Origin of the sequence: Streptomyces racemochromogenes (genome assembly GCF_044129415.1) — a bacterium.
Classification (GTDB): Bacteria; Actinomycetota; Actinomycetes; order Streptomycetales; family Streptomycetaceae; genus Streptomyces; species Streptomyces racemochromogenes_A.
This window is the reverse complement of record NZ_JBBDHD010000029.1, coordinates 41,104-63,348: the sequence shown is the minus strand read 5'-3', so window position 1 is coordinate 63,348 and position 22,245 is coordinate 41,104. Positions and strand designations below refer to the sequence as shown.

At 74.9% G+C, this 22,245-nt stretch carries 21 protein-coding genes; 9 read left to right on the top strand and 12 right to left on the bottom strand.

Features of this window, described 5'->3' with window-relative positions; genetic code table 11:
- Window positions 1–181: 181 nt before the first annotated feature.
- From WDV06_RS14270 to uvrB, 3 genes are all read right to left on the bottom strand, one after another.
- The gene (locus WDV06_RS14270) at window positions 182–2,143 is read right to left on the bottom strand and encodes a TerD family protein (RefSeq protein ID WP_395510086.1); all 1,962 of its coding nucleotides are present in this window, start codon (window positions 2,141–2,143) and stop codon (window positions 182–184) included.
- Window positions 2,144–2,202: 59 nt separating this feature from the next.
- Window positions 2,203–2,781, bottom strand: a complete 579-nt coding sequence (locus WDV06_RS14265) for a TerD family protein (protein WP_395510085.1) — start codon at window positions 2,779–2,781, stop codon at window positions 2,203–2,205.
- Window positions 2,782–2,859: 78 nt separating this feature from the next.
- Window positions 2,860–5,010 carry an excinuclease ABC subunit UvrB gene (gene uvrB, locus WDV06_RS14260; protein WP_395510084.1) on the bottom strand — a complete coding sequence of 717 codons (2,151 nt, stop codon included), beginning with the start codon at window positions 5,008–5,010 and terminating at the stop codon, window positions 2,860–2,862.
- Window positions 5,011–5,278: 268 nt separating this feature from the next.
- Between uvrB and WDV06_RS14255 the strand changes: the two genes are divergently transcribed.
- The 3 genes from WDV06_RS14255 (at window position 5,279) to WDV06_RS14245 (ending at window position 8,344) form a co-directional block, all read left to right on the top strand.
- The gene (locus WDV06_RS14255) at window positions 5,279–6,181 is read left to right on the top strand and encodes a glycerophosphodiester phosphodiesterase (protein ID WP_395510083.1); all 903 of its coding nucleotides are present in this window, start codon (window positions 5,279–5,281) and stop codon (window positions 6,179–6,181) included.
- 114 nt (window positions 6,182–6,295) lie between these two features.
- Window positions 6,296–6,859 (top strand): methylated-DNA--[protein]-cysteine S-methyltransferase, encoded by a 564-nt coding sequence (locus WDV06_RS14250; protein ID WP_395510082.1) that lies wholly within the window; start codon window positions 6,296–6,298, stop codon window positions 6,857–6,859.
- Between the two features lie 288 nt (window positions 6,860–7,147).
- The gene (locus tag WDV06_RS14245; RefSeq protein WP_395510101.1) at window positions 7,148–8,344 is read left to right on the top strand and encodes an MFS transporter; all 1,197 of its coding nucleotides are present in this window, start codon (window positions 7,148–7,150) and stop codon (window positions 8,342–8,344) included.
- Between the two features lie 30 nt (window positions 8,345–8,374).
- Here the strand turns inward: WDV06_RS14245 and WDV06_RS14240 are convergent, their stop codons facing one another.
- Window positions 8,375–8,749: a cupin domain-containing protein gene (locus WDV06_RS14240; RefSeq protein WP_395510081.1), complete on the bottom strand. Its 375-nt coding sequence runs from the start codon at window positions 8,747–8,749 to the stop codon at window positions 8,375–8,377.
- A gap of 160 nt (window positions 8,750–8,909) precedes the next feature.
- Between WDV06_RS14240 and WDV06_RS14235 the strand changes: the two genes are divergently transcribed.
- Both WDV06_RS14235 and WDV06_RS14230 read left to right on the top strand, forming a co-directional pair.
- A complete protein-coding gene (locus tag WDV06_RS14235) occupies window positions 8,910–9,842 on the top strand; it encodes a pseudouridine-5'-phosphate glycosidase (RefSeq protein ID WP_395510080.1) in 933 nt (310 codons plus the stop codon).
- Window positions 9,839–10,723 carry a carbohydrate kinase family protein gene (locus tag WDV06_RS14230; RefSeq protein ID WP_395510079.1) on the top strand — a complete coding sequence of 295 codons (885 nt, stop codon included), beginning with the start codon at window positions 9,839–9,841 and terminating at the stop codon, window positions 10,721–10,723. Before WDV06_RS14235 ends, WDV06_RS14230 begins: the two co-directional genes overlap by 4 nt.
- A gap of 83 nt (window positions 10,724–10,806) precedes the next feature.
- Here WDV06_RS14230 and WDV06_RS14225 read toward each other — a convergent pair whose 3' ends face one another.
- On the bottom strand, window positions 10,807–11,448 hold the full coding sequence (locus WDV06_RS14225) for a nucleoside/nucleotide kinase family protein (RefSeq protein ID WP_395510078.1): 642 nt from the start codon (window positions 11,446–11,448) through the stop codon (window positions 10,807–10,809).
- Window positions 11,449–11,540: 92 nt separating this feature from the next.
- Between WDV06_RS14225 and WDV06_RS14220 the strand changes: the two genes are divergently transcribed.
- Window positions 11,541–12,986: a WGR domain-containing protein gene (locus tag WDV06_RS14220; protein ID WP_395510077.1), complete on the top strand. Its 1,446-nt coding sequence runs from the start codon at window positions 11,541–11,543 to the stop codon at window positions 12,984–12,986.
- A gap of 74 nt (window positions 12,987–13,060) precedes the next feature.
- On the opposite strand, the gene WDV06_RS14215 is transcribed toward WDV06_RS14220, so the two are convergent.
- Window positions 13,061–13,432: a cupin domain-containing protein gene (locus WDV06_RS14215; RefSeq protein WP_395510076.1), complete on the bottom strand. Its 372-nt coding sequence runs from the start codon at window positions 13,430–13,432 to the stop codon at window positions 13,061–13,063.
- 142 nt (window positions 13,433–13,574) lie between these two features.
- Here WDV06_RS14215 and WDV06_RS14210 point away from each other — a divergent pair, with 142 nt between their 5' ends.
- Window positions 13,575–14,234, top strand: a complete 660-nt coding sequence (locus WDV06_RS14210) for a DUF2293 domain-containing protein (RefSeq protein WP_395510075.1) — start codon at window positions 13,575–13,577, stop codon at window positions 14,232–14,234.
- On the opposite strand, the gene WDV06_RS14205 is transcribed toward WDV06_RS14210, so the two are convergent.
- Window positions 14,227–14,913, bottom strand: coding sequence for a chaplin (locus tag WDV06_RS14205; RefSeq protein ID WP_395510074.1), 687 nt, complete (start codon window positions 14,911–14,913; stop codon window positions 14,227–14,229). The genes WDV06_RS14210 and WDV06_RS14205 overlap by 8 nt on opposite strands.
- A gap of 127 nt (window positions 14,914–15,040) precedes the next feature.
- On the opposite strand from WDV06_RS14205, the gene WDV06_RS14200 reads away from it, so the two are divergent.
- A complete protein-coding gene (locus tag WDV06_RS14200; protein WP_395510073.1) occupies window positions 15,041–15,589 on the top strand; it encodes a hypothetical protein in 549 nt (182 codons plus the stop codon).
- Here the strand turns inward: WDV06_RS14200 and WDV06_RS14195 are convergent.
- Window positions 15,570–16,775 (bottom strand): SWIM zinc finger family protein, encoded by a 1,206-nt coding sequence (locus tag WDV06_RS14195; RefSeq protein ID WP_395510072.1) that lies wholly within the window; start codon window positions 16,773–16,775, stop codon window positions 15,570–15,572. The two genes, WDV06_RS14200 and WDV06_RS14195, sit on opposite strands and share 20 nt — an antisense overlap.
- Window positions 16,772–19,594 carry a DEAD/DEAH box helicase gene (locus tag WDV06_RS14190; RefSeq protein ID WP_395510100.1) on the bottom strand — a complete coding sequence of 941 codons (2,823 nt, stop codon included), beginning with the start codon at window positions 19,592–19,594 and terminating at the stop codon, window positions 16,772–16,774. The genes WDV06_RS14195 and WDV06_RS14190 overlap by 4 nt, the downstream gene beginning before the upstream one ends.
- 174 nt (window positions 19,595–19,768) lie before the next feature.
- Between WDV06_RS14190 and WDV06_RS14185 the strand changes: the two genes are divergently transcribed.
- Window positions 19,769–20,029 (top strand): DUF6343 family protein, encoded by a 261-nt coding sequence (locus WDV06_RS14185; RefSeq protein ID WP_395510071.1) that lies wholly within the window; start codon window positions 19,769–19,771, stop codon window positions 20,027–20,029.
- Between the two features lie 59 nt (window positions 20,030–20,088).
- Here the strand turns inward: WDV06_RS14185 and WDV06_RS14180 are convergent, their stop codons facing one another.
- The 3 genes from WDV06_RS14180 to WDV06_RS14170 form a co-directional block, all read right to left on the bottom strand.
- Window positions 20,089–20,493: a tetratricopeptide repeat protein gene (locus WDV06_RS14180; RefSeq protein ID WP_395510070.1), complete on the bottom strand. Its 405-nt coding sequence runs from the start codon at window positions 20,491–20,493 to the stop codon at window positions 20,089–20,091.
- Between the two features lie 82 nt (window positions 20,494–20,575).
- Window positions 20,576–21,178, bottom strand: a complete 603-nt coding sequence (coaE, locus tag WDV06_RS14175; RefSeq protein WP_395510069.1) for a dephospho-CoA kinase — start codon at window positions 21,176–21,178, stop codon at window positions 20,576–20,578.
- A gap of 57 nt (window positions 21,179–21,235) precedes the next feature.
- A complete protein-coding gene (locus WDV06_RS14170; protein ID WP_395510068.1) occupies window positions 21,236–22,174 on the bottom strand; it encodes a PAC2 family protein in 939 nt (312 codons plus the stop codon).
- Between the last annotated feature and the right edge of the window lie 71 nt (window positions 22,175–22,245).

The following is a 22,245-nucleotide window of genomic DNA, read 5'->3' as shown; positions in this document are numbered from 1 at the left end:
CCCGGGACCACCGCGTCGGATCGACCGGGTGGCCCGTACTGACGGGCACGCCGCGCAGGAACAGCAGGAATACTCCCCTCCGCAGGTCTCAGGGTACCCGCGGAAGGGGCCAAAGGTAAAGGGATCCCCAAACGGGGGTCACCGAATGGTCATCGACCGGTCATGGGCCGCCCTCGCCGATCTACTGCCGGGTGGCCCGGCGGGCCCGCGCGACGCGGTCCAGCGCCTGGCCGAGGACCCGGCTGCCCTGCGGCGGCAGGTCCGGTTCGAAGGTCCAGGCGTGCTGCACCCACGGGTCGGCGAGGTACTGGTCCGGTACCGGCGACAGCCGCAGCAGCGAGCGCCACAGCGGGTCCAGCAGCGGACCGTACGCGGAGGCCTCGTCGCGGTCCGCGACCATCAGCAGGTGCACGCCGACCGACGGGCCCTCGTCGGCCAGGTAGCGCAGCTGGGTGACGGCGCGGTCGTCGAAGCCGTGCGGGAAGTCGTGCACGACGAGCAGCTGGTCGGCCGGGTCCAGGTCCGGGGGCAGGTCCTCGGGCGCGCCGGCGCGCAGCGCCATCTGTACGAGGTCCACCCGGCGGGTCAGCCGGGCGAGGGTGTCGGCCACCCCGGCGGCGCCGGCGGCGGGCGGCGCGGCCAGCACGCCGGCGGCCACCAGCGGGGCCAGCGCGGCGGAGGCCGCGCCGGCCGCGTCGATGACGTGGACGGAGAACCGGCCGGCGGGGTGGACGGCGAGCAGCCGGGCGGCGTGGGCGACCGCCATGTCCATGGCGGCGCGGCGCAGCCGGTCGGTGTCCATGGTCATGGCGGCCTCGGAACCGGTACGGCCGTTGTCGATCCACAGGCCGCGGTCCAGCGGGAGCCGCATCAGCATGGGGATCTTCAGCCCGGGGCTCTCGGGGAGGCTGAGGTTGCCCAGGCGCAGGGCGAGGGGGCCCTCCTCGGGCGTCTCCCCGCCGTGCCAGACGGGGTTGTCCCAGCGGGCGTACGCGGCCGGCAGCGCGGGTTCGACCACCTCGGACTCGGCGGTGAGCTGGGCGAGGTCGCGGTCGAGGACGGCGCGGGCCTGGGCGACGAGGTCGTCGCGGCGGGCCCGGGCGGTCTCACGGGCGTCGCCTCCGGAGCCGTCGGGGCTTCCGAGGCGGTGGCGGGGGTCGGACAGGGCCTCGTCCAGTTCGCGGTCGAGGCGGGAGTCGGCGAAGTCGACGGCGCTGCGATAGGCGGCGACGGTGCGGGCCAGGTCCTCGAACATGCCCCAGACCTGGTTGTAGAGGCGCTCGTCCATGGACCAGCCGGTGGCGTCCCCGGCGACGGGGGCCGGGGGGCCGTCCGGGTCGTCGGGGGAGGCTGCCGGGGGGCTGGGAGCCGGCTCGGGCGCCTCGGCCGTGGTGCGGCGCCGGCGCGGGTGGGCGTAGTCGATGGTGGGCCGGCCGTCGGCGGGCTCGGCCGGGGCGGGGCCGGGCGTGCCGGCGTAGGGGGCTCCGGAGACGGGGACCGGGTCCGCGGGCCCGGGCACGGCCGGTGCGGGGTGCCCCGCCGCGTCCCGGTCCTGGGCGTGCGGGAGGGAGGCGAGGGGGCGTCCGGCGTCCGCGGGGCGGGCGGCCGCGCGCAGGGCCTCGTCGGCGAGGGCGGCGGCCTCGGCGGCCGGCAGTCCGCCGTCGGCGAGGAGGGCGGTGAGCCCGCCCGCGTACCCCTGCCCGACGGCCCGCACCTTCCAGGCGCCTTGGCGCCGGTAGAGCTCCAGGGCGACCAGGGCGGACTCGGTGTCCAGTCCGTCGACGGCGAAGGAGGCGAATTCGGTCCCGCCCTGCCCGGCGATGGCCACCTGCGGGGCCGGGAGGGTGCCGAAGCGCTGGGGGCCGCCGGGGGGCAGGACGAGGAGCACGCCGATCCGGTGGACCTCCGGCGCGACGGCGTCGAGGTCGACGCCCAGGGTGTGCCGTTCGGCGGGTTCCCCCGGCGCGCCGATCCCCGGTGGGGCCGGGGTGCCGGGGTGGGCCAGGGCGCCGGGGCCCGGCAGCCTGCCCTGTTCGTCGGCCAGGGCTGCCAGCGCGAGCACGGCGGTGCCCGCCGAGACCGTGACCTCCACCCGCGTGTGGGGCACGGGGTGGTTCTGTCCCCGGACCAGTTCGGCCGTCATCGTGCAGCCCCTCCCCCGTGCCTTCTTCTCTTGTCCGCGGTGCTGTCCGCCGGTGCTGTCTACAGGTGCGGCAGGATCGCCGGCATCAGGTCCTGGAAGGTCCGGCCGTTGGCCGGGGTGCCGAGGGCCGTCATCTGCCAGCCGCCGCCCGACCGGGACACCTTCGCCATGATCTGCGCGGTGTACTGGCCGCCGCCGTCGAGGGTGTAGCGGGCCAGTTCCTGGCCGTTGGTCTCGTCGACGATGCGGCAGAACGCGTTCTGCACTTCCTGGAAGGTCTGGCCGGTGAACGAGTTCACCGTGAAGACGATCGTGTCGATGTGGACCGGCACGCGCTGGAGGTCGACGAGGATGGCCTCGTCGTCCCCACCCTGGCCGACGCCGCCGACGAGGTTGTCACCGGTGTGCCGGACCGAACCGTCGTCGCTCTGGAGGTGCCGGAAGAAGACCACGTCCACGGGCTGCTTGTCCGCGAAGAGCACCGCCGAGGCGTCCAGGTCGATCTCGCGGGTGCGCGAGCCGAACAGCCCCCGGCGCTTGGCGGCCTGCCAGCCGAGGCCCATCCGGACCGCGGTCAGCGTGCCGCCGCCCTTCTTCTCCAGACTGATGGCCTGGCCCTTGGTCATGTTGACCGTCACGCGCGTCCCCTCTCCATAGCCCACCCCCAGGCAGCGTGTACCTGCGGCTGTTCCCACACCCTACTGACCGCCCCCGGGTCAGGCGAGGCCCGCTTCCCGCATCTGCCGGAGCTCCTTCTTCAACTCGCCCACCTCGTCCCGGATGCGGGCCGCGACCTCGAACTGGAGCTCGGCGGCCGCGCCCCTCATCCGCTCGGTCATCTGCTCGATGAGTGCGGCCAGTTCGGCGGCGGGGCGGTCCGTGAGCACCTCGGCGGCCTTGGCGCCCTTGGCCCCCTTGGCGCCCTTGCCGGCCTTGGCCTGGGCGGCCGCGCCGAGGGCCGGGACCGGGGCCTTGGCGCCCTTGCCGTCCTTGGCCTGCCGGTAGCCGGTGCCGAGCAGCTGTTCGGTGTCGAGCTCCTCGCGGGCGATGGTGGCGACGATGTCGTTGATCTTCTTGCGGAGCGGCTGCGGGTCGATCCCGTTGGCCGTGTTGTAGGCGATCTGCTTCTCGCGGCGCCGGTTGGTCTCCTCGATGGCCTTCTCCATCGCGGGGGTCATCTTGTCCGCGTACATGTGGACCTGGCCGGACACGTTGCGCGCGGCACGGCCGATGGTCTGGATGAGGGAGGTCCCGGAGCGCAGGAAGCCCTCCTTGTCGGCGTCGAGGATGGCCACGAGCGACACCTCGGGCAGGTCGAGGCCCTCGCGCAGCAGGTTGATGCCGACCAGGACGTCGTACTCGCCGGAGCGCAGCTCGCGCAGCAGCTCGATGCGGCGCAGGGTGTCCACGTCGCTGTGCAGGTAGCGGACCTGGATGCCGAGCTCCAGGAAGTAGTCGGTGAGGTCCTCGGCCATCTTCTTGGTGAGGGTGGTGACCAGGACCCGCTCGTCCTTCTCCACCCGCTCGCGGATCTCGTGCACCAGGTCGTCGATCTGGCCCTCGGTGGGCTTGACGACGACCTCGGGGTCGACGAGGCCGGTGGGGCGGATGATCTGCTCGACGAAGCCGTCGGCGCGCGAGAGCTCGTAGTTCCCGGGGGTCGCCGACAGGTAGACGGTCTGCCCGATGCGCTCCTGGAACTCCTCCCACTTCAGCGGACGGTTGTCCAGGGCGGACGGCAGGCGGAAGCCGTGGTCGACGAGGGTCCGCTTGCGGGAGGCGTCGCCCTCGTACATGGCGCCGATCTGCGGCACGGTGACGTGCGACTCGTCGATGACGAGGAGGAAGTCCTCGGGGAAGTAGTCGATCAGCGTGTTGGGCGCCGAGCCGCGCTCGCGGTCGTCCATGTGCAGCGAGTAGTTCTCGATGCCGGAGCAGGAGCCGATCTGGCGCATCATCTCCAGGTCGTACGTGGTGCGCATGCGCAGCCGCTGGGCCTCCAGCATCTTGCCCTGCTTCTCCAGCTCGGCGAGGCGCTCCGCGAGCTCGGCCTCGATCCCGCGGATCGCCTTCTCCATGCGCTCGGGGCCGGCGACGTAGTGGCTGGCGGGGAAGACGTACAGCTCGCGGTCCTCGCTGATGACCTCGCCGGTCAGCGGGTGCAGGGTGGAGAGCGCCTCGATCTCGTCGCCGAACATCTCGATGCGGACGGCCAGTTCCTCGTAGACCGGGAAGATCTCGATGGTGTCCCCGCGCACCCGGAAGGTCCCCCGGGTGAAGGCCACGTCGTTGCGGGTGTACTGGATGTCGACGAAGCGGCGCAGCAGCCGGTCCCGGTCGATCTCCTCGCCCACCTTGAGCGGGACCATCCGGTCCACGTACTCCTGCGGGGTGCCGAGGCCGTAGATGCAGGATACGGAGGCGACGACGATCACGTCGCGCCGGGTGAGCAGCGAGTTGGTCGCGGAGTGGCGCAGCCGCTCCACCTCCTCGTTGATCGAGGAGTCCTTCTCGATGTAGGTGTCCGACTGCGGAACGTAGGCCTCGGGCTGGTAGTAGTCGTAGTACGAGACGAAGTACTCGACGGCGTTGTTCGGCAGGAGCTCGCGGAACTCGTTCGCCAGCTGGGCGGCGAGGGTCTTGTTCGGCGCCATCACCAGGGTCGGGCGCTGGAGCTTCTCGATCATCCAGGCGGTGGTGGCCGACTTTCCGGTGCCGGTGGCACCGAGCAGGACGACGTCCTTCTCACCTGCGCGGATGCGCTTCTCCAGCTCGGCGATGGCCGCCGGCTGGTCGCCGCTGGGCTGGTAGGGGCTGACGACCTCGAAAGGCGCCACCGTGCGTTCGATCTTCGATACGGGCCGCATGACTCCACCGTACGGCTCCCCACTGACACTCGGGCGCCCGCACGCGCCCCGCCCCAGGTCCGCCGGGCACCCGGCGGCCCCCGAAGGGTCCGTCGGACGGAGCGGCCCTCCCCCTTTCTGGTCCGTTTGTCGTAGTTCGGTGGCGTCCGTGTGATCTTCGAGCCCATGATCGCGGTGAACGCTCCGCCGTGAAGTGCACAGCCACAACGACTGCCGCTCCGGATCCGTCTGACGCAGGAACAGGGCTCACGACCCGAGGAGAACGCACATGTACGTCCGAACCGCCGCCGCCGCGGCCGCCGCCTTCCTGGGCCTCACCCTGACCCTCCTGGGCGGGACGGCGTCGGCCGGCGCCCCCGGGCCCGGGTCCGCCCCCGGCGCCGCAGGGCTGCTGGGGCCCACCGTGTACGCCCACCGGGGGGCCTCCGCGTACGCCCCGGAGAACACCCTCGAAGCGATCGACCTGGCGATGCGGCTGGGCTTCGACTGGGTCGAGAACGACGTCCAGCGGACCAGGGACGGCGAGCTGGTGGTGATCCACGACGACACGCTGGCCCGCACCACCGACGTCGAGCAGGTGTTCCCCGACCGGAAGCCCTGGCGGGTCAAGGACTTCACCGCGGCGGAGATCGCCCGACTGGACGCGGGCAGCTGGTTCTCGCCGCGGTTCGCCGGCGCCCGGGTGCCCACCCTGCGGCAGTACATGGAGCGGGTCCAGGACAACCGGCAGCGCCTGCTGCTGGAGATCAAGAAGCCCGAGCTCTACCCGGGCATCGAGGAGCAGACGCTGAAGGTGCTGGAGGAGACCGGCTGGCTGGACGCCCAGCGCGTCTCGCGCCGCCTGGTGGTCCAGAGCTTCAGCGCCGAGTCCGTGCGCATCGTGCACGGCCTGCGCCCCGACCTGGTCACGGCCTTCCTGGGCACGCCGACCGTGGCCGACCTGCCCCGGTACGCCGAGTTCACCGACCGGATCAACCCCTGGCACACGACGATCTCGGCCGACTGGGTGGCGGCGGTGCACCGGCTGCGGGGCGCCCACGGCAAGGCCATGGAGGTCGACACCTGGATCGTGGACGACGCCCCCACCGCCCGGAAGGTGCGGGAGATGGGGGTTGACGGGATCATCACGAACGCGCCGGACGTCGTACGGATGGCCGTGGGCGGCTACTAGGACCGGCGCGGCTCCGGGCACCCGGGCCCGGGTCTCCCCGGCCTTCCGGTCCCCCGGCCGCGTCCGCGGCGCCGGGCGGGCGGCGCTGTCGGCGGGGCGCCGTACCGTGGGGGCGTGGACAGCACCGAGCGGCCCCGCGGGCCGCACCTCGAATGGACCGTCCTCCCGAGCGAGATCGGTCCCCTGCTCCTGGCCGCGACCCCCGAGGGCCTGGTCAAGGTGGAGTTCCATGCCGCGCCCGACCGGGTGGACCGGATGATCGGCGCCCTGGTCTCCCGGCTCGGCGCCGACGCCTGGCGGCCGGATCCGGGCCGGGAGGAACTGCTGGCCGAGCCGATACGCCAGCTGAAGGCCTACTTCGCCGGGACGCTGCGCCGCTTCGACCTGCCCCTGGACTGGCGGCTCAGCTCCGGCTTCAACCGCCGGGTGCTGCTGGAGCTCGACCGCACGGTGCCCTACGGCTCGGTGGTCGGGTACGGGGAGCTGGCGGCCCGGGCGGGGCAGCCGGGGGCGGCCCAGGCCGTCGGCAACGCCATGGGGTCGAACCCGCTGCCGCTGGTGGTGGCCTGCCACCGCGTGGTGGAGAACGACGGCGGCATCGGGGGCTTCGGGGGCGGGGTGGAGACCAAGCGGACCCTGCTCGCGCTGGAGGGCGTCCTCCCGCAGCCCCTCTTCTAGGGCCTGCCCGGCGGGCCGCGCCGTCGGGGCGGCGCTGCTCCGGGTTTACCCGGTTCCCCCCGACGGTAAGGGGTGGGACACTGCCGCGGTGACTACTGCTGCCGTCTGCGGCCCCACCGCGCACCGTCCCGCCCCGGACACCCCGCCCGCACGCCCGCGACGGGGGTGTCCGGCGTGACCGCCTCCCCCGCGACCCCGCCCGCGGCCTCCCCCGCGGCCCGGGGAGCCGCCCCGTCCGTCACCGCCGCGGAGCTGCCGCGCATCCAGCGGCGGATCTCCGCGGTGCTGATGGCCGGCCAGATGCTGGGGGGCCTGGGCGTGCCGATCAGCATCGCCCTGGCCCCCGTCCTCGCCACCGAGATCAGCGGCACCGAGGCCCTCTCCGGGTTCGCCTCCACCGCCGCGGTGATCGGTACCGCCCTGGTCTCCCTGCCGCTCGCCGCCCTGACCACCGCCCGCGGGCGCCGGGCCGGGCTGCTGGCGGGGTACGCCATCGGCACGCTCGGGGCGGGCCTGGTCGTCCTGGCCGCCTCCGTGAAGAGCTTCCCGCTGCTCATGCTCGGCATGGCCGCCTTCGGCGCCGCCTCCTCCGCCAACCTCCAGGCCCGCTTCGCCGCCGCCGACCTCGCCGCCCCCGACCGGCGGGCCCGCGCGATCTCGCTGGTGGTCTGGGCCTCCACCATCGGCGCCGTGCTCGGCCCGAACCTCTCCGCCCCGGCGAGCGACAGCTTCGCCGGCACCTCCATACCCCAGACGGCGGGGCCCTTCGTCTGGGCCGGCGCCGTCTTCGTCCTCACCGGCACCCTGCTCGGCGTCCTCCTGCGCCCCGACCCGCTCCTGACCGCCCGCGCGCTGGCCGGGCCCGGGGAGGAGTCCCGCCAGGGCCGCTCGCTGCGCGCCGGCCTCGCCGCCGTCAAGGCCTCGCCGCGGGCCCGGCTCGCCCTGCTCACCGTGGCGGTGTCGCACACCACCATGGTCTCGATCATGGTGATGACCCCGGTGGACCTCGGCCACCACGGCGCGGGCCTCAAGCTGGTCGGACTCGTGATCAGCGGGCACATCGCCGGCATGTTCGCGTTCTCGCCCGTCATGGGCTGGCTCGCCGACCGGCTCGGACGGTTCTCCGTGATCGGCCTCGCGGCCGGGCTGCTCTCGCTCGCCGCCCTGCTCGCCGGTACGGCCGCCGGGAACCACGCGCAGAGCGCGGCCGGCCTCTTCCTGCTCGGCCTCGGCTGGTCCGCCGGCATGGTCTCCGGCTCGGCGCTGCTGACCGACTCGGTGCCGCAGGCCGCGCGGGCCGCCGTGCAGGGCCTGAGCGACCTGACGATGAACGCCGCGGCGGGCGTGGGCGGCGCGGCCGCCGGGCTGGTCATGTCCCGGGCCGGCTACGGCTGGCTCAACGCCGTCGGCGCCGCGCTGCTGCTGCCGATGGCGGCCCTGGCCCTGTTCACGGCGCGTCGGCACCCGACGGCCGCCGGGCGGTAGGGCGGGGCCCCGGCGGCGGGCGGCGGGGCGTCAGAGGTTGATGTGGTAGGCCTTGCGCAGCGTCTCGTGCACCGTCCACGTGGTCTTGTCGCCCTCACGCAGCACGCACGCGGAGCCGGGTCCCACCTCCAGCGTGGGACCGCCCTCGACCTCGACGGTGGCGCGGCCGCTGACGACCACGAACAGTTCGTCGGCCTCGGTGTCGGTGACCACCCCGGGGGTGATCTGCCAGATGCCCCGGATCTGGGAGCCGTCGGCGGACTCCCAGAGCACCTTTCCCGTCACCACGGGGCTGCCGGAGACGATCTGGGACGGGTCGAGGTCCTCGGCCTCCAGCTCGGCGTCGGGGACGTCCGTGACGGAAACGGCGAAGGAGGCGGGGGCGTTGTGGTCACTGGTGCTCATGGTGCGCCAGCCTAGGACGGCCGCACCGGCCACGGGGTGATCAGAGCGTCCAGCGCCGACGCGGAGGACCCGTCACTCCGTCGAGCCGGAGGGGGCGGCTTCGCGCCGGAGTCGGGAGGGGCGCGTTTGGGGGCGCGCGTCCCGTGCCATGGATGGGGACATGCCACAGCACACAGCACCCGAGGTCCCGGTCCTGTCGGAAGAGGTCCGCGAGGCGCTGGCCGCGCGCAGGCCCGTCGTCGCCCTGGAGTCGACGATCATCGCGCACGGCCTGCCCCGCCCGCGCAATCTGGCCGTGGGCCTGGAACTGGAGGAACTGGTACGGGAGCAGGGCGCGGTCCCCGCGACGGTGGCGGTGGTCGACGGGGTGGCGTACGCCGGCCTGGACAAGGCCCGTCTGGAGCGGATCGCGGCGGGCGAGGGCGTGCGCAAGCTCGGCCACCGCGACCTGGCCCCGGCCCTCGCGACGGGTGCCACGGGTGCGACGACGGTCTCGGCGACGGCCTTCCTGGCGGCGCGGGCCGGCCTGCGGGTGTTCGCCACGGGCGGGCTGGGCGGGGTGCACCGGGAGTTCGCGCAGACCCAGGACGAGTCGGCGGACCTGTCCCTGCTGGCCCGGACCCGGATCACGGTGGTGTGCGCGGGCGTGAAGTCCATCCTGGACGTCCCCGCGACGCTCCAGCGGCTGGAGACGCTCGGCGTCGGGGTCGTCGGCTTCGGGACGCGCACCTTCCCCGGCTTCTACCTGGCGGACTCCGGTGAGCCCGTCGACTGGACGGTGGAGCGGCCGGAGGCGGTGGCGGACATGATGGCGGCCCAGGACGCGCTGGCGGGGCCGGAATCGGCCCTGGTGGTGGCCAACCCGGTGCCGGTCTCCGAGCAGTTGGACCCGCGGCTGCACGACCGCGTCCTCGCGGAGGCCCTGGCCGAGTGCCGGGAGCGCGGGATCACCGGGCAGGCGGTGACACCGTTCCTGCTGGAGTTCCTCGTGCGGGCGACGGGCGGGTCCTCGCTGGAGGCCAACCTGGCCGCGGTACGGGGCAACGTGCGGCTCGGCGCCCGGATCGCCGGAGCGTGGGCGGCCCTGGCATGACGGGGGCGCTGGTGGTCGTCGGGGACGTGGTCACGGACGTGGTGGCGGTGCACCGCGAGCCCCTCGCCCCGGCCACCGACACCGCGGCCCGGATCCGCACCCTGCCCGGCGGCGCCGGCGCCAACGCGGCCTGCTGGGCGGCCCGTACGGGCACCGCCGAGGTACGGCTCCTCGCCCGGGTGGGCTGCGAGTCGGCGCGCTGGCACGAGCGGGCGCTGGTCGACGCCGGGGTACGGCCCCGGCTGGTGGTGGACCCGGCGGAGCCGACCGGGACGGTGGTGGCGCTGGTCGGGGCGGACGCGGAGCGGACGTTCCTGACCGACAGCGGGGCCTCGCTGCGGCTGTGCCCGGCCGACTGGTCGCCCGCGCTGCTGGACGGGGCGGCCCACCTCCACCTGTCGGGCTACCTGTTCTTCGCCGAACCCAGCCGTGAGCTGGCCCTGGTCGCCCTGCGGGCCGCGCGGGCCCGGGACGTGCCGGTCAGCGTGGACCCGGCGTCGGCGCGGTTCCTGGCCGGACTGGGCCCCGGGGCCTTCCTGGCGGCGGTGGCGGGGGCCGCGGTCCTGCTGCCGAACGAGGACGAGGCCCGCCTGCTGGCCGGCGTCCCGGACACGGCCCGGGCCGCGGAGTCCCTCAGCCGCCGGATCCCGCTGGTGGTGGTGACGCGGGGCACGGGCGGGGCCCTCGTCGCCGAGGCCGGCCGGATCACGGCCGAGGTCGAGGCGGAACCGGCGGACGCGGTGGACACCACGGGCGCGGGCGACGCCTTCACCGGCGCCTTCCTGGCGGCCCGCCTCCGCGGCGCCACCCCACCGGAGGCGGCGCGCGCGGGCTGCCGCGCGGCGGCCCGGGCGATAACCCACCTGGGCGGCCGCCCCTGACCACACCGCCGCCGCGCGCCCCTCCCGGGGGCAGCCCGAGGACACGGCGAAGCCGCGGGGGTGTCGCCCCGCGCGGCGGCGCGCTACGGGCGGCGGAGCCCGGTCCAGGCCGGGTGGCGGGGGTCGTCCGCGCGGACGAGCGCGTCGGCCGCCGACCCGGGGTCCGTCTCCCGCGCGTAGCGGGCGAACGCCGGCAGCGTCCAGTGCTCGGCGGCCGGCGTCCGCCGGGCCAGCGCCCCCTCCGAGAGGCTGATGTGGACGCTCAGGTCGAAGGGGAACCAGTGCCCCAGCAGCAGGGGGCCGTGCACGATCAGGACGCCGCCCGGGGGGAGTTCGGTGTACGGGCTGCGGGTGGCGCGGTCGGTCGCCGGGTCCCACAGGTCGGGCAGGACGCGGCCGGTGCCGCCCGGGTCCGTCGGCGCGAAGACCTCCCGCCAGAGCGCGCCCGTGTCGTACCAGCCGCCGAGGTACGCGTCCACGTCCTGGCGTCCGAACTCGAACCGCAGCGACGCCGGCCGCAGGAACCCCCCGGCCGCCACCACCAGCACGGAACGGCCGCGCAGGCGCAGGGCGTCGGCCAGCTCTCCCGCCAGGACCGCGGTGTCGGCGGCGGGCGCGCCGTCGACGCCCACGCGCTGCCACGCCCCGGGCTCCGGGGGCGTCGCGTCGAGGTGGCCGGCGAGCCGCTCGGCCATCCGCTGCCAGGTGATCGCTTCCAGCTTCACCAGCCCATTGTCAGTGGTCGCCCTTAGCGTTTTTCACGAGGGATCACCGGTGGACAGGAGCCGGCGGCCCGACTCTTGGGGAGGGGTTTGTCATGGCTCGGGAGACGACGTACCTGGAGCTGTCGCAGGAAGACGGCGCGGCGCACAAGTTCTACGAGGTGACCGTGGACGGCGTCGTCGTTTCCGTGCGGTACGGCCGCATCGGCGCGGCCGGCCAGTTGCAGAGCTCGTCGTTCCCGACGGTGGAGAAGGCCCGGGCGGCCGCCGCCAAGAAGGTCGGGGAGAAGGTCCGCAAGGGGTACGCCCCGGCGGTGCGGGGGGCGCGGGCCGCGCGGGCGGTGACCCGGCGGCAGGTGGCGTCGGCGCCGTCGACGGCCCGCGCGGTGGCCCCGGTGCTGTGGCGGTTCCGCACCGGCTCCGCGGCCTTCGGCATCCACGTGGACGAGGACCGCTGCTGGGTCGGCAACCAGGCGGGCGACGTCTACACGCTGAGCCACGGCGGTGAGGTGCTCGCCCGGTACTCCCTGCCGGACGGGGTGAAGTGCCTGGTCGCGGACGAGTTCTGGATCTACGCGGGCTGTGACGACGGCACGGTCTACGACCTTTCGTCCAAGGTCCCGTTCGGGGCGTACGCGATAGCCGCCGATGTGGACATCTACTGGCTCGACATCCACGAGGGCGTCCTCAACGTGTCGGACGCCAACGGCGGCCTGACGGTCATCGACCACGAGGACGAGCACCAGTGGTCCCGCAAGTCGGCCGGCGGCGGCGCCTGGATGGTCCGCGCGGACGAGCGGGCGGTGTACCACGGCCACAGCGGCGGTGTGACGGCCTACGCGGCGGACGGCACGGGCCAGTTGTGGCACACCAGGACCCCGGGCGGGGTGCTGTTCGGCTGGCAGGAGCAGCACGCGGTGTACGCGGGGACGGCGCGCAACACCGTGCAGCGCCTGTCGAAGGCGACGGGCGCGGTCGAGGCGTCGTACCCCTGCGACGCGGCGGTGTACTCGTGCGCGACGTCGCCGGACGGCCGGCACGTGTTCGCCGGTGACTCCTCGTCCTCGGTGTACTGCTTCGACGCCGACGGGCGGCGGCTGTGGAAGCTGGGCACCGGCGGCGGGTCGGCGCTGTCGATGCAGTACCTGGACGAGCGGCTGTACCTGGTGACGACGGACGGCTCGCTGGTGTGCGTGGACGCGAGCGGGGCGGCGATCGCGGCCGCCCAGCAGGGTTCCGTGCCGACGGCCGTGGACGTGAAGTCGGCGGCGGCGCTGCCCGTCTTCACCCCGGCGGCCTCCGCCGCGGCGGTGGCGACGGTCTCGGTGGCCTCGGTTCCGTCCGGGGGTGTGGTGGTCGAGTGCGTGCAGGTCGGCGGGCGGATGCGGGTCCAGGTGGTGTCGGACGGTTTCGAGCCCGGCTGGAACGTGCAGTTCCCGCGCGGGATCCGGGAGGCCGGGGCCCGGTACGTGGTGGACGGTCTGCACGCGGCGACCGGGGGCTTCTACCGGGTGCGCGGGGAGATACGCCGGCTGGTCTGACCGGCTCCGGGCGGGCCCGCCCGGAGGTGGTGCCGTGGTGGACGGGGGTCTCCACGGCAGCGCTCACGGGCGGGTCACGGGGTGTGTTCCGGGCAGCCGCAGGGGGTGGCGCCGAGCGGGGTCGGGGCGGGGACGGCCCAGGGGTCGTCGTCGGAGAGCCCGCAGGTGATGTGGAGGACGACGGGTTCGGTGCCGAGGTTACGGCCGAGGTGGACGTGGTCGTGGCCGTCGGGTTCGACGAAGGTGGCCCCGGCGGGGTGGACCTCGACGCTGTCGTCGCACAGGACCCGGGTGAGGGTACCGGCCCTGACGACCGCCACCAGCGGTACGAGGTGGTAGTGCCAGCCGGTACAGCCTCCGGGTGCTATGACCACCTCCCGGCCGGTGAGGTCCGCGGGGACCCTGGTTCTCGGGTGCCGTTCCTTCGTCGCCTGCCGTCCGCCCATGTGCTCTCCTCCCACGAGCCCGACTACGCCCCTTGGCGGCTCACGCTAGACGGAGGCCATGAGGTCTGGCCAGATTTTCCGAATAACCAATAACCCACCTCCGCAAGGTGATAGGGGGTCCGGTCGGCGGTATCACAACGGCATGAGTCTCGTCGTCTTCGAGTGCCAGAGGCCGATCCACTGCGCCGAGTGCCGGCGGGGTCCCCTGCGGCACGTCGTCCGCGAGTCCGGCGTGCCACGCTGTCTGGACTGCGCCGACCTCGGCCACCTCGTGTACCTGCCGCGCGGCGACGCGGCGCTCACCCGCAGGGCGCGGGAGGCCAGTTCTCTTTCGGCCGTCGTGGTGCGCCGGCACCGGGGGCGCCGCCGCTACGAACGGCAGGGGCTCCTGGTCGAGGACGCCGCGCTGGCCCGGGCCGAGCGCGCCTGCCTCGCCGACGCCGATGCCCGGGCCCGGCGCCGGGAGCGTGACCGGCTGCGCCGCGCGGCGGAGGACGTACGGTTCACGGCGGCCTTCGCCGCCGAGATCCTGCGGCTGTTCCCCGGCTGCCCGCCCGAGCGGGCGCAGGCCATCGCCGCCCACGCCTCGGTGCGCGGCAGCGGCCGGGTCGGCCGCACGGCGGCGGGCCGGGCCCTGGACGAGCAGGCGGTGTCGATGGCCGTCCGGGCGGCCGTGCGGCACACCGACACCGAGTACGACGCGCTGCTGATGGCGGGGGTGCACCGGTTCGAGGCCCGGGCCCGGCTGGCGGCGCGGATCGACGCGATCCTCGCCGGATGGCGCACCGGGACGGTCAGTTGACGCGGAACCGGCGGTAGAGGAGCACCCCGCCGAAGAGCAGGGCGCCGCTTCCGGGCAGCAGGTACCCGAGCCCGTCGGAGCCGGTGTGGGCGAGGGCCGCGGTGTCGCCGGGCGGCAGGGAGGGGGCGGGTGCCGCGGGCGGGGTGACCGGTCGCTCGGTGACGGGCGGCAGCGGCTGGGGCGGCTTGCCGCCGGTGGGGGTCTCGCCGTTCACGGAGGTGTTCCCGTGGGAGCCGTTGCCGACGCCGACGACGCTCACCGCGTTCCCGCTGACGTTGAGCGGGAGTTCGACGGGGAGCTCGATGCCGTTGCCGGACAGCACCCCCGGCGAATCCTTTCCGCCTCCCTCGGCCACGGCCCCTCCCCCATGACCGGAGCCCCCGGGTTTCACCGGATGGGAGGGCCTCGGATCGGGATGCCCGCCGTCCTGGGCCGCGTTGGTACAGCGGTTGCCCGCCGCCGGGTTGAGCACGCCGGCCACGTTCACGGTGTTCCCGCACACGTTCACCGGGACGTGCACCGGCAGCTGCACCAGGTTCCCCGAGAGCAGACCCGGCGACCGCTCCGCCGACCCGCCCGCGTCCGCGTCGGCGTGGGCCAGGCCCGCCACCCCCGCCACCGCGAGTCCGCCACCCGCGACCACCGCCGCGATCACACCGTTCCGACGACTATGACGCATCAGTCTTCCTGCCTTCCGGAGGGTTTCAGGGGCGTCGCGCCCGTACCGGAGACAACGCGGTGGACCCGTTCGGGTTATAGAGCCGGTAGGCATTTCACTCCATCGTGTACTGGGTAGTGCCTACTTCATGACTGAACGACCGCTGCTCCTGCTGGACGTGGACGGCCCGCTCAACCCCTTCCGGTCCCTCTCCGCGGGCCTGCGCGGCTACACCAGCCACCGCATGCGCCCCGACGTCTGGCTGTCCTACCGCGACCCCGAATCCCGCCGTGCCCGGCGCGGCGTCCGGGTGCGCCTGCACCCCTCGCACGGCGCCCGCCTGCTCGCCCTGCCCTTCGAGATCGCCTGGGCCACCGCCTGGACGCACCAGGCCAACACCCTGATCGCCCCGCACATCGGCCTGCCCGACGACCTCCCCGTCGTGGACTGGCCGGAGCTCTTCGCCCGCGATCCGGACGGCCTCTCCTGGAAGACCCGCCACCTCAGCGACTGGGCGGCCGGCCGGCCGTTCGCGTGGGTCGACGACATGATCACCCCGCAGGACCGGGCCTGGGTCCGCGACCACCATCCGGCCCCGGCCCTGCTGCTGCGCGTCCTTCCCCGCCACGGCCTGCGCGACCGCGACTTCGCCGAACTGTCCTCCTGGGCTGCCGGGCTCAGCCCCGCAGTGCGCTGAGCGGGTCCGGGGACGGCCTGCCCGTGGGCCACCAGTCGTCCGTCCCGGGACGGCACTCGTAGGCGTACCAGAGGCCGTCGCGGCCCAGCCGGAGCTGGCGCGTGCGGTCCGTGAGGCGGTTGCGACCGGGGCGGAAGGAGCCCAGCCCGGCGGCGAGCAGCACGGGACGGGCCCGGTCGAAGGGGCCGGCCGGCGGGTCCCACGGCTCGTCGAGGACGGTGAGCGCGGGCAGGCCGCCCTGCCGCCACGCGGCGGCCGCCCGGGCCAGGTCGGTGGTGGTCCGCCCGGTGGCCCGGGCCAGATCGCGGTAGAGGGTGCGGGCGGCCCCGGTGAGACCGGCGGTGGGATGCGCGGAGGCCAGCCGGACCGCGTCCTGCCACAGCCCCAGGCCGCCGATCGGGTCCTCGCCGGTGGTGAGCAGGGCCAGGGCGCGGGCCGCGGCGTCGCCCGCGAGCTGCTCCAGCGCCAGCGGGTCCGGCGCCGCCGGGTCGGAGGGGTACGCGGGCGGCGGCCCCGCCGCCGCGGGTGCGGCGAGCGGCGCGGGCAGCGGAGGCCGCTCCCTGCGGGCCAGGGCCGCCCGGGCAGGGACGCCGGGGAAGTCCGGGACTGCGTCGGGCCGTTCCCGCGCGGCGTGGGCGGCGTTGCGCCGGGCCAGGTCGTCGAGGAGCTCCCGCTCGCCCCGGCCGCGCAGGAGCAGCAGGACGAACGGGTCGGTGTCGAGGAGGCGGGCGGCCCGGTAGCAGAGGGCCGCCGCGTGCTTGCAGGGCGGCCGTGCCGGGTCCGGGCAGGAGCAGCGCGCCCCGAGCTCGCCCGCACGCGGCAGGATCCGCTCGGCCAGGGACCGGGGGACCTCCCGCTCCAGGAGCGCGGCCAACGCGGCGGGATCCGCCGCCACCGCCTCCAGCACTTCGGCCCACTCGGCGTCCTCGAAGGCGGTCAGCGCGAGTTCGGTGCGGTAGGGCCGGGCCCGGCTGCCCCGGACGTAGGCCACGATCCGGCCCGGGGTGACCGTGACCGCGTCGACATGGCCCTCGTCGGCGTAGGTACGGCCGCGGGCCAGGCGGGCCGGGTCCGGGGCGCGCTCTTCCAGTGCCCGCACCCAGGCCCGGCCCCACCAGGTCAGCGCCTGCGCCCCCGCGGGCACGGTCTCGAAGGTGCGGCGGCGGTCGTCCCGCGCGGTGATCACGCGGGCCTCCGCAGGGAGACGAGGTCGGCCAGCTGGCGGTCGGTGAGTTCGGTGAGGGCGGTCTCACCGGTGCCGAGGACGGCGTCGGCGAGGGCGCGTTTGCCTGCGAGGAGTTCGGCGATGCGGTCCTCGACGGTGCCTTCGGCGATGATGCGGTGGACCTGGACGGGCTGGGTCTGGCCGATGCGGTAGGCGCGGTCGGTGGCCTGTTCCTCGACGGCGGGGTTCCACCAGCGGTCGTAGTGGATGACGTGGCCGGCGCGGGTGAGGTTGAGGCCGGTTCCGGCGGCTTTGAGGGAGAGCAGGAAGACGGGGACCTCGCCGGACTGGAAGCGGTCGACGAGTTCCTCGCGGCGGGGCACGGGGGTGCCGCCGTGCAGGAGCTGGGTGGGGACGTTCCGGGCGGCGAGGTGGCGTTCGAGGATGCGCGCCATGGTCACGTACTGGGTGAAGACCAGGACCGAGCCGCCCTCGGCCAGGATGGTGTCCAGCAGTTCGTCGAGCAGGGCGAGCTTCCCCGAGCGGTGGGGAATGCGCGGATCGGCCTCCCGCAGGTACTGGGCGGGGTGGTTGCAGATCTGCTTGAGCGAGGCCAGCAGCTTCATGATCATGCCGCGCCGCTCGATGCCCTCGCTCCCCTCGATCACCGCCATCGCCTCCTCCACCGCCGCCTGGTAGAGGGAGACCTGCTCCCGGGTCAGGGACACCGGGTGGTCGGTCCCGGTCTTCGGCGGCAGTTCGGGCGCGATCCCCGGGTCGGACTTGCGGCGGCGCAGCAGGAAGGGGCGTACGAGCGCCGACAGGCGGGCGACGGCCGCCCCGTTGCCCCCGTCCTCCGCCTGCTGGTGCTCCACCGGGCGGGCGTGGCGGGCCCTGAAGGTGGTGAGCGGGCCGAGCAGTCCGGGCGTGGTCCAGTCGAGGAGGGCCCACAGCTCGGAGAGGTTGTTCTCCACCGGGGTACCGGTCAGCGCCACCCGGGCCGGGGCCGGGATCGTGCGCAGCGCCTTCGCCGTCGCCGAATGCGGGTTCTTGACGTGCTGCGCCTCGTCCGCGACGACCAGGCCCCAGCTCTGGGCGGCCAGCCGCGCGGCCGAGGCCCGCATCGTCCCGTAGGTGGTGAGGACGAAGCCGCCCTCCAGGGAGTGCAGGCTGCGGTCGCCGCCGTGGAAACGGCGCACGGGGGTTCCGGGTGCGAACCTCTCGATCTCCCGCTGCCAGTTCCCCAGCAGCGACGCCGGACACACCACCAGCGTCGGCTCCGGACGGGCCCGGTGCAGGTGCAGCGCGATCAGCGTGACCGTCTTGCCCAACCCCATGTCGTCGGCCAGACAGCCCCCCAGCCCCAGCGAGGTCATCAGGTCCAGCCACGCCAGGCCCCGCAGCTGGTAGTCCCGCAACGTCGCCTTCAGCCCCGCCGGAGCCGGTACCGGCCCCAGCTCCCCCGTCAGCCGGTCCCGCAGCGCCGCCAGTGCCCCCACGGGAACGGCCTCCACCGGCTCCCCGTCGACCTCGGCCGTCCCCGTCAGCACGGTGGCCAGCGCGTCGACCGGGTCCAGCAGGCCCAACTCCCGCTTGCGGGCCTTGCGCACGAGCTCCGGATCGACCCGCACCCACTGGTCGCGCAGCCGCACCACCGGCCGGTGGGCCTGGGCGAGGGCGTCCATCTCGGAGGGAGTGAGCCGTTCGCCGCCCAGGGCGAGCTCCCAGGAGAACGCGAACAGCGAGGCGGCGTCGAAGAACGCGGTGCCGTCGATGGCGGAACCGGGCGCGGCCTGCCGGACGACGGCGGTCGCGGTGAGGGTACGGGCGAGCTCGCGCGGCCAGCGCACCACGACCCCGGCCCGCTCCAGCCGGGTCGCGGCGGCGCCCAGGAGGTCTTCGAGCTCCGGATCGGACAGGGCGAGGGCGTCGGGGACGGGCTGGTCGAGCAGGCGCAGCAGCGGCGGCCAGACCCGGCCGGCCCGGCGCAGGGCGAGTACGGCGTCGATCCGGGCGCGCGGCCCGAACCCGGCCGCGGCGGCTCCGGCCCACAGCTGCGCGGCGTCCGTCACGAGGGTCGGGTCGGCGAGGCTGTGCACCTGGACCACGACCGCCCCGGCGCGGCGGACGTCCTCCGGCTCGGCCTCGTCGAACAGCCGGAAGGCGGACAGGTCGAGCCGCAGGGAGATCCCCACCCCGGCGTCGGCTCCGACGGCCACCTGAGCGGCCCACTCCTGCATCCCGGGCACCCGCTGCGGCTCCACCGCGGCGAACGGCGGCCCGGCGGCGAACGGCGCGGCCGGGGTGCGGGGCAGGGTGTCGGCGACGGCGTCGAGGAAGGCACGCACCAGGGCCCCGGGCTCGGGCAGCGCCAGGGGGCGGCGCCCGGCGAGCGGGGTGGCATGGCCCTCGTACGGGAGGGCGGCGGCGACGGCCCGCAGGTGGCCGACGTCATCGGCGTCGAGCGGGCCGGCCCGCCACGCGTCGACGCCGTCGGGGGTGAGCCCGGGCAGCAGGCGGCCCCGCGCGGCGAGGGAGAGCGCCTGCACGGCGGCGGTGCCCCACGCGCGGGTGGCGGGATGGGCGGCGGGGCTGCGGGCGGCCCGGACCAGCAGGGGCAGGGCCTCGGCCACGGACAGGGTCACGGCGGGCACGGTGCGGGTACGGACCCCGGAGCCGTGCGGCCGCACCACCTGGAGCGGTTGAAGGGTCCCGGCGCCCTCGGGCAGCGGCTCCCCCTCGGGGCACCAGAACGCCACCCGCCCCTCCCGGGGGACGGCCGCGGGGAGGAAGACGGCGGCCCGCCGCCCCAACGACTGCGGCGGCTGCGGCTGCGGCATGGTCACGGGATCCCCCTCCCTGGTGCTCGGACCCGCCCGGTCGTGGCGGTTCTCCTGCTGCCGAGTCTAGGCGCGACCACTGACAACGGCCTTTGACCTGCGCGTTCGCCAGACCCGGCGAAGGTGCGACGATGGACGAGGAGGAGGAGGCTCCGTCAGGGCGAGGCGATGACGATGCGTACCGGAAACGAACCGCTGACCGCCCGCAGCCCGCTGCGGCTGCGGTTCTGGCTCAGCCTGTGGGGCCTGGTCTGGGCCGCCGCCGGGGCGGCCGCGTTCAGCCTGGCCGGGCGGCCCGGGTGGGCCGCGGCCTGCGCGGCGCTGGCGCTGCTGGCCGCCGTGGACCTGGCCGTCGTGGTGCACCACATCCACCAGGGCCCGCACTACCAGCCCGGCCGGAACATCCCCCCGTACGAACCGCCGCGCAGCCGCTGACGGCCGGGCCGCCCGCCCGGAAGGCGGGCGGGACGTCAGCCGTCGAAGCGCCCGGGACCTCAGCCCTCGAAGCGGGCCGCCGCCAGGTACTCGGGCTGCGGGTCGAGGGCGGCGGCGAGCCGGAAGTGCCGCCGGGCCCGCTCGGGCCGGCCGGCGCGTTCGTGGGTGCGGGCCAGGGCGAAGTGGGCGAAGGCGTTGTCCGGCTCCCGCTCCAGGACGAGCTCGAACTCCAGCTGCGCGGGCCGCAGCTGGGCCGCGGCGAAGAACGCCCGGGCCCGCAGCAGCCGGGCGGCGGTGTTCTCGGGGTGGGCGGCTATGACGGAGTCGAGCAACCGGACGGCGCCGCGCGGGTCCCGGGCCGCGAGGAGCTGCTCGGCGGCCCGGTAGTCGATGACGTGCGTCTCGGGGCTCGGGGGGCCGGCGGGCTCCCGCGGGGGCGGCGGCGTGGGCGTGGTGTCGGGCACAGTGTGTCTCCTTCCCTCTGCGCACGCCCTCAACGCGCTTCCGCGCCGCGGTTGTTCCCTGTCACGGCCCGGCAGCGCTCCGCTACCGGGCCGCCGCCCGTGCGGTGAGTTCCCGCCACACGCCGCGCACCTGGGGCTCCAGCGCCTCCAGCGGGCCGTCGTTGTCGATGACCAGGGTGGCCACCGCCAGCCGCTGTTCCCGGGTGGCCTGCGCGGCCATGCGGGAGCGGGCCTCCTCCTCGGTCATCCCGCGCAGCGCGGTGAGCCGGGCGAGCTGGGTTCCGGGCGCGGCGTCCACGACGACGACCAGGTCGTACAGGGGCGCGAGCCCGTTCTCCGTGAGCAGCGGCACGTCGTGCACCACGATCGCGTCGGGCCCCGCGGCCCCCTCCAGCTCGGCGGACCGGGCCCCGACCAGCGGGTGCACGATCGCGTTCAGGGTGGCGAGCTTCTCGGGGTCGGCGAAGACGATCGCCCCCAGCTTCGGCCGGTCCAGCGTCCCGTCGGCGGTCAGCACGGACTCCCCGAAGGCCTCCACCACGGCCGCGAGCCCCGGTGTACCGGGCTCCACGACCTCCCGCGCGATCCGGTCGGCGTCCACGACGACCGCCCCGTACCCCGCGAGCAGCCGCGAGACCTCGCTCTTGCCGGCACCGATTCCGCCTGTCAGGCCCACCTTCAGCATGTCCAGCACCCTAGCGCCCCGCCTCCGGACGGCCCCGGCCGCATCCCCCCGGCTCCGCTACGCCTCGCCCTCGCGCTCGGCGAGGAACCGCTCGAACTCGCGGCCGATCTCGTCGGCCGTCGGGATCTCGGCCGGCTCGGCGATCATGTTTCCCCGGGTCTCGGCGCCGGCGGCGGCGTCGTACTGGTGCTCCAGCCCCTGGACCAGGCTGACGAGCTCCTCGTCGCCCTCGCGGATCTGCCGGTCGATCTCGGTCTGGGTGCGGTGCGCCTCGGTGCGCAGGGCGTGCGCGACGGCGGGGAGGACCAGGCCGGTCGCGGCCGTGATCGCCTCCAGCGCGGTGAGCGCCGCGTCCGGGTAGGGGGAGCGGGCGACGTAGTGCGGGACGTGCGCCGCGACGCCGAGCACGTCGTGCCCGGCCTGGCCGAGGCGGAACTCGACCAGTGATTCCGCGCTGCCGGGGACCTGCGCCTCGTCGAAGGGGCTGCGGTGCCCGGGCATGAGGTCGGTGCGGTTGCCGTGCGGGGTGATGCCGACGGGCCGGGTGTGCGGGACGCCCATGGGGATGCCGTGGAAGTTGACCGAGAGCCGGACGCCGAGCCGCTCGACGATCTGGCGGACGGCGACGGCGAAGCGCTCCCATTCCACGTCGGGCTCGGGGCCGGACAGGAGCAGGAAGGGCGCGCCGGTGGCGTCCTGGACGAGGCGGACTTCCAGGCGGGGCTCCTCGAACTCCGTCCAGTGGTCGCGCTGGAAGGTCAGCAGGGGGCGGCGGGCCCGGTAGTCGACCAGCCGGTCCGCGTCGAAGCGGGCCACCACCTGGTGGGGCAGGGTGTCGAGCAGCCGCTCGACGATCTGCTCCCCGGTCTCGCCGGCGTCGATGTACCCCTCGAAGTGGTAGAGCATGACCAGTCCGGCCGAGTCCTGGGCGAGCGCCAGGTCGGCCACCGCCAGACCCTTGGCGTCCCATTCGTACAGACCCTGTGGATCAAGCACCCTCACCACTCCTCCCTCTCGCCGTGTTCTCTTCACAGAACGTCCAAGGGCGCCCGGCCATTCCCCAGTTG

Excerpts from the sequence above, each read along its gene's own strand:
- coaE (WP_395510069.1), bottom strand. The coding sequence starts at position 21,178 with ATGCTGAAGGTGGGCCTGACAGGCGGAATCGGTGCCGGCAAGAGCGAG.
- WDV06_RS14255 (WP_395510083.1), top strand. The coding sequence starts at position 5,279 with ATGTACGTCCGAACCGCCGCCGCCGCGGCCGCCGCCTTCCTGGGCCTC.
- WDV06_RS14190 (WP_395510100.1), bottom strand. The coding sequence starts at position 19,594 with ATGCCGCAGCCGCAGCCGCCGCAGTCGTTGGGGCGGCGGGCCGCCGTC.
- WDV06_RS14235 (WP_395510080.1), top strand. The coding sequence starts at position 8,910 with ATGCCACAGCACACAGCACCCGAGGTCCCGGTCCTGTCGGAAGAGGTC.
- WDV06_RS14200 (WP_395510073.1), top strand. The coding sequence starts at position 15,041 with ATGACTGAACGACCGCTGCTCCTGCTGGACGTGGACGGCCCGCTCAAC.
- WDV06_RS14230 (WP_395510079.1), top strand. The coding sequence starts at position 9,839 with ATGACGGGGGCGCTGGTGGTCGTCGGGGACGTGGTCACGGACGTGGTG.
- uvrB (WP_395510084.1), bottom strand. The coding sequence starts at position 5,010 with ATGCGGCCCGTATCGAAGATCGAACGCACGGTGGCGCCTTTCGAGGTC.
- WDV06_RS14220 (WP_395510077.1), top strand. The coding sequence starts at position 11,541 with ATGGCTCGGGAGACGACGTACCTGGAGCTGTCGCAGGAAGACGGCGCG.
- WDV06_RS14185 (WP_395510071.1), top strand. The coding sequence starts at position 19,769 with ATGCGTACCGGAAACGAACCGCTGACCGCCCGCAGCCCGCTGCGGCTG.
- WDV06_RS14210 (WP_395510075.1), top strand. The coding sequence starts at position 13,575 with ATGAGTCTCGTCGTCTTCGAGTGCCAGAGGCCGATCCACTGCGCCGAG.
- WDV06_RS14245 (WP_395510101.1), top strand. The coding sequence starts at position 7,148 with ATGGCCGGCCAGATGCTGGGGGGCCTGGGCGTGCCGATCAGCATCGCC.
- WDV06_RS14240 (WP_395510081.1), bottom strand. The coding sequence starts at position 8,749 with ATGAGCACCAGTGACCACAACGCCCCCGCCTCCTTCGCCGTTTCCGTC.
- WDV06_RS14215 (WP_395510076.1), bottom strand. The coding sequence starts at position 13,432 with ATGGGCGGACGGCAGGCGACGAAGGAACGGCACCCGAGAACCAGGGTC.
- WDV06_RS14270 (WP_395510086.1), bottom strand. The coding sequence starts at position 2,143 with ATGACGGCCGAACTGGTCCGGGGACAGAACCACCCCGTGCCCCACACG.
- WDV06_RS14205 (WP_395510074.1), bottom strand. The coding sequence starts at position 14,913 with ATGCGTCATAGTCGTCGGAACGGTGTGATCGCGGCGGTGGTCGCGGGT.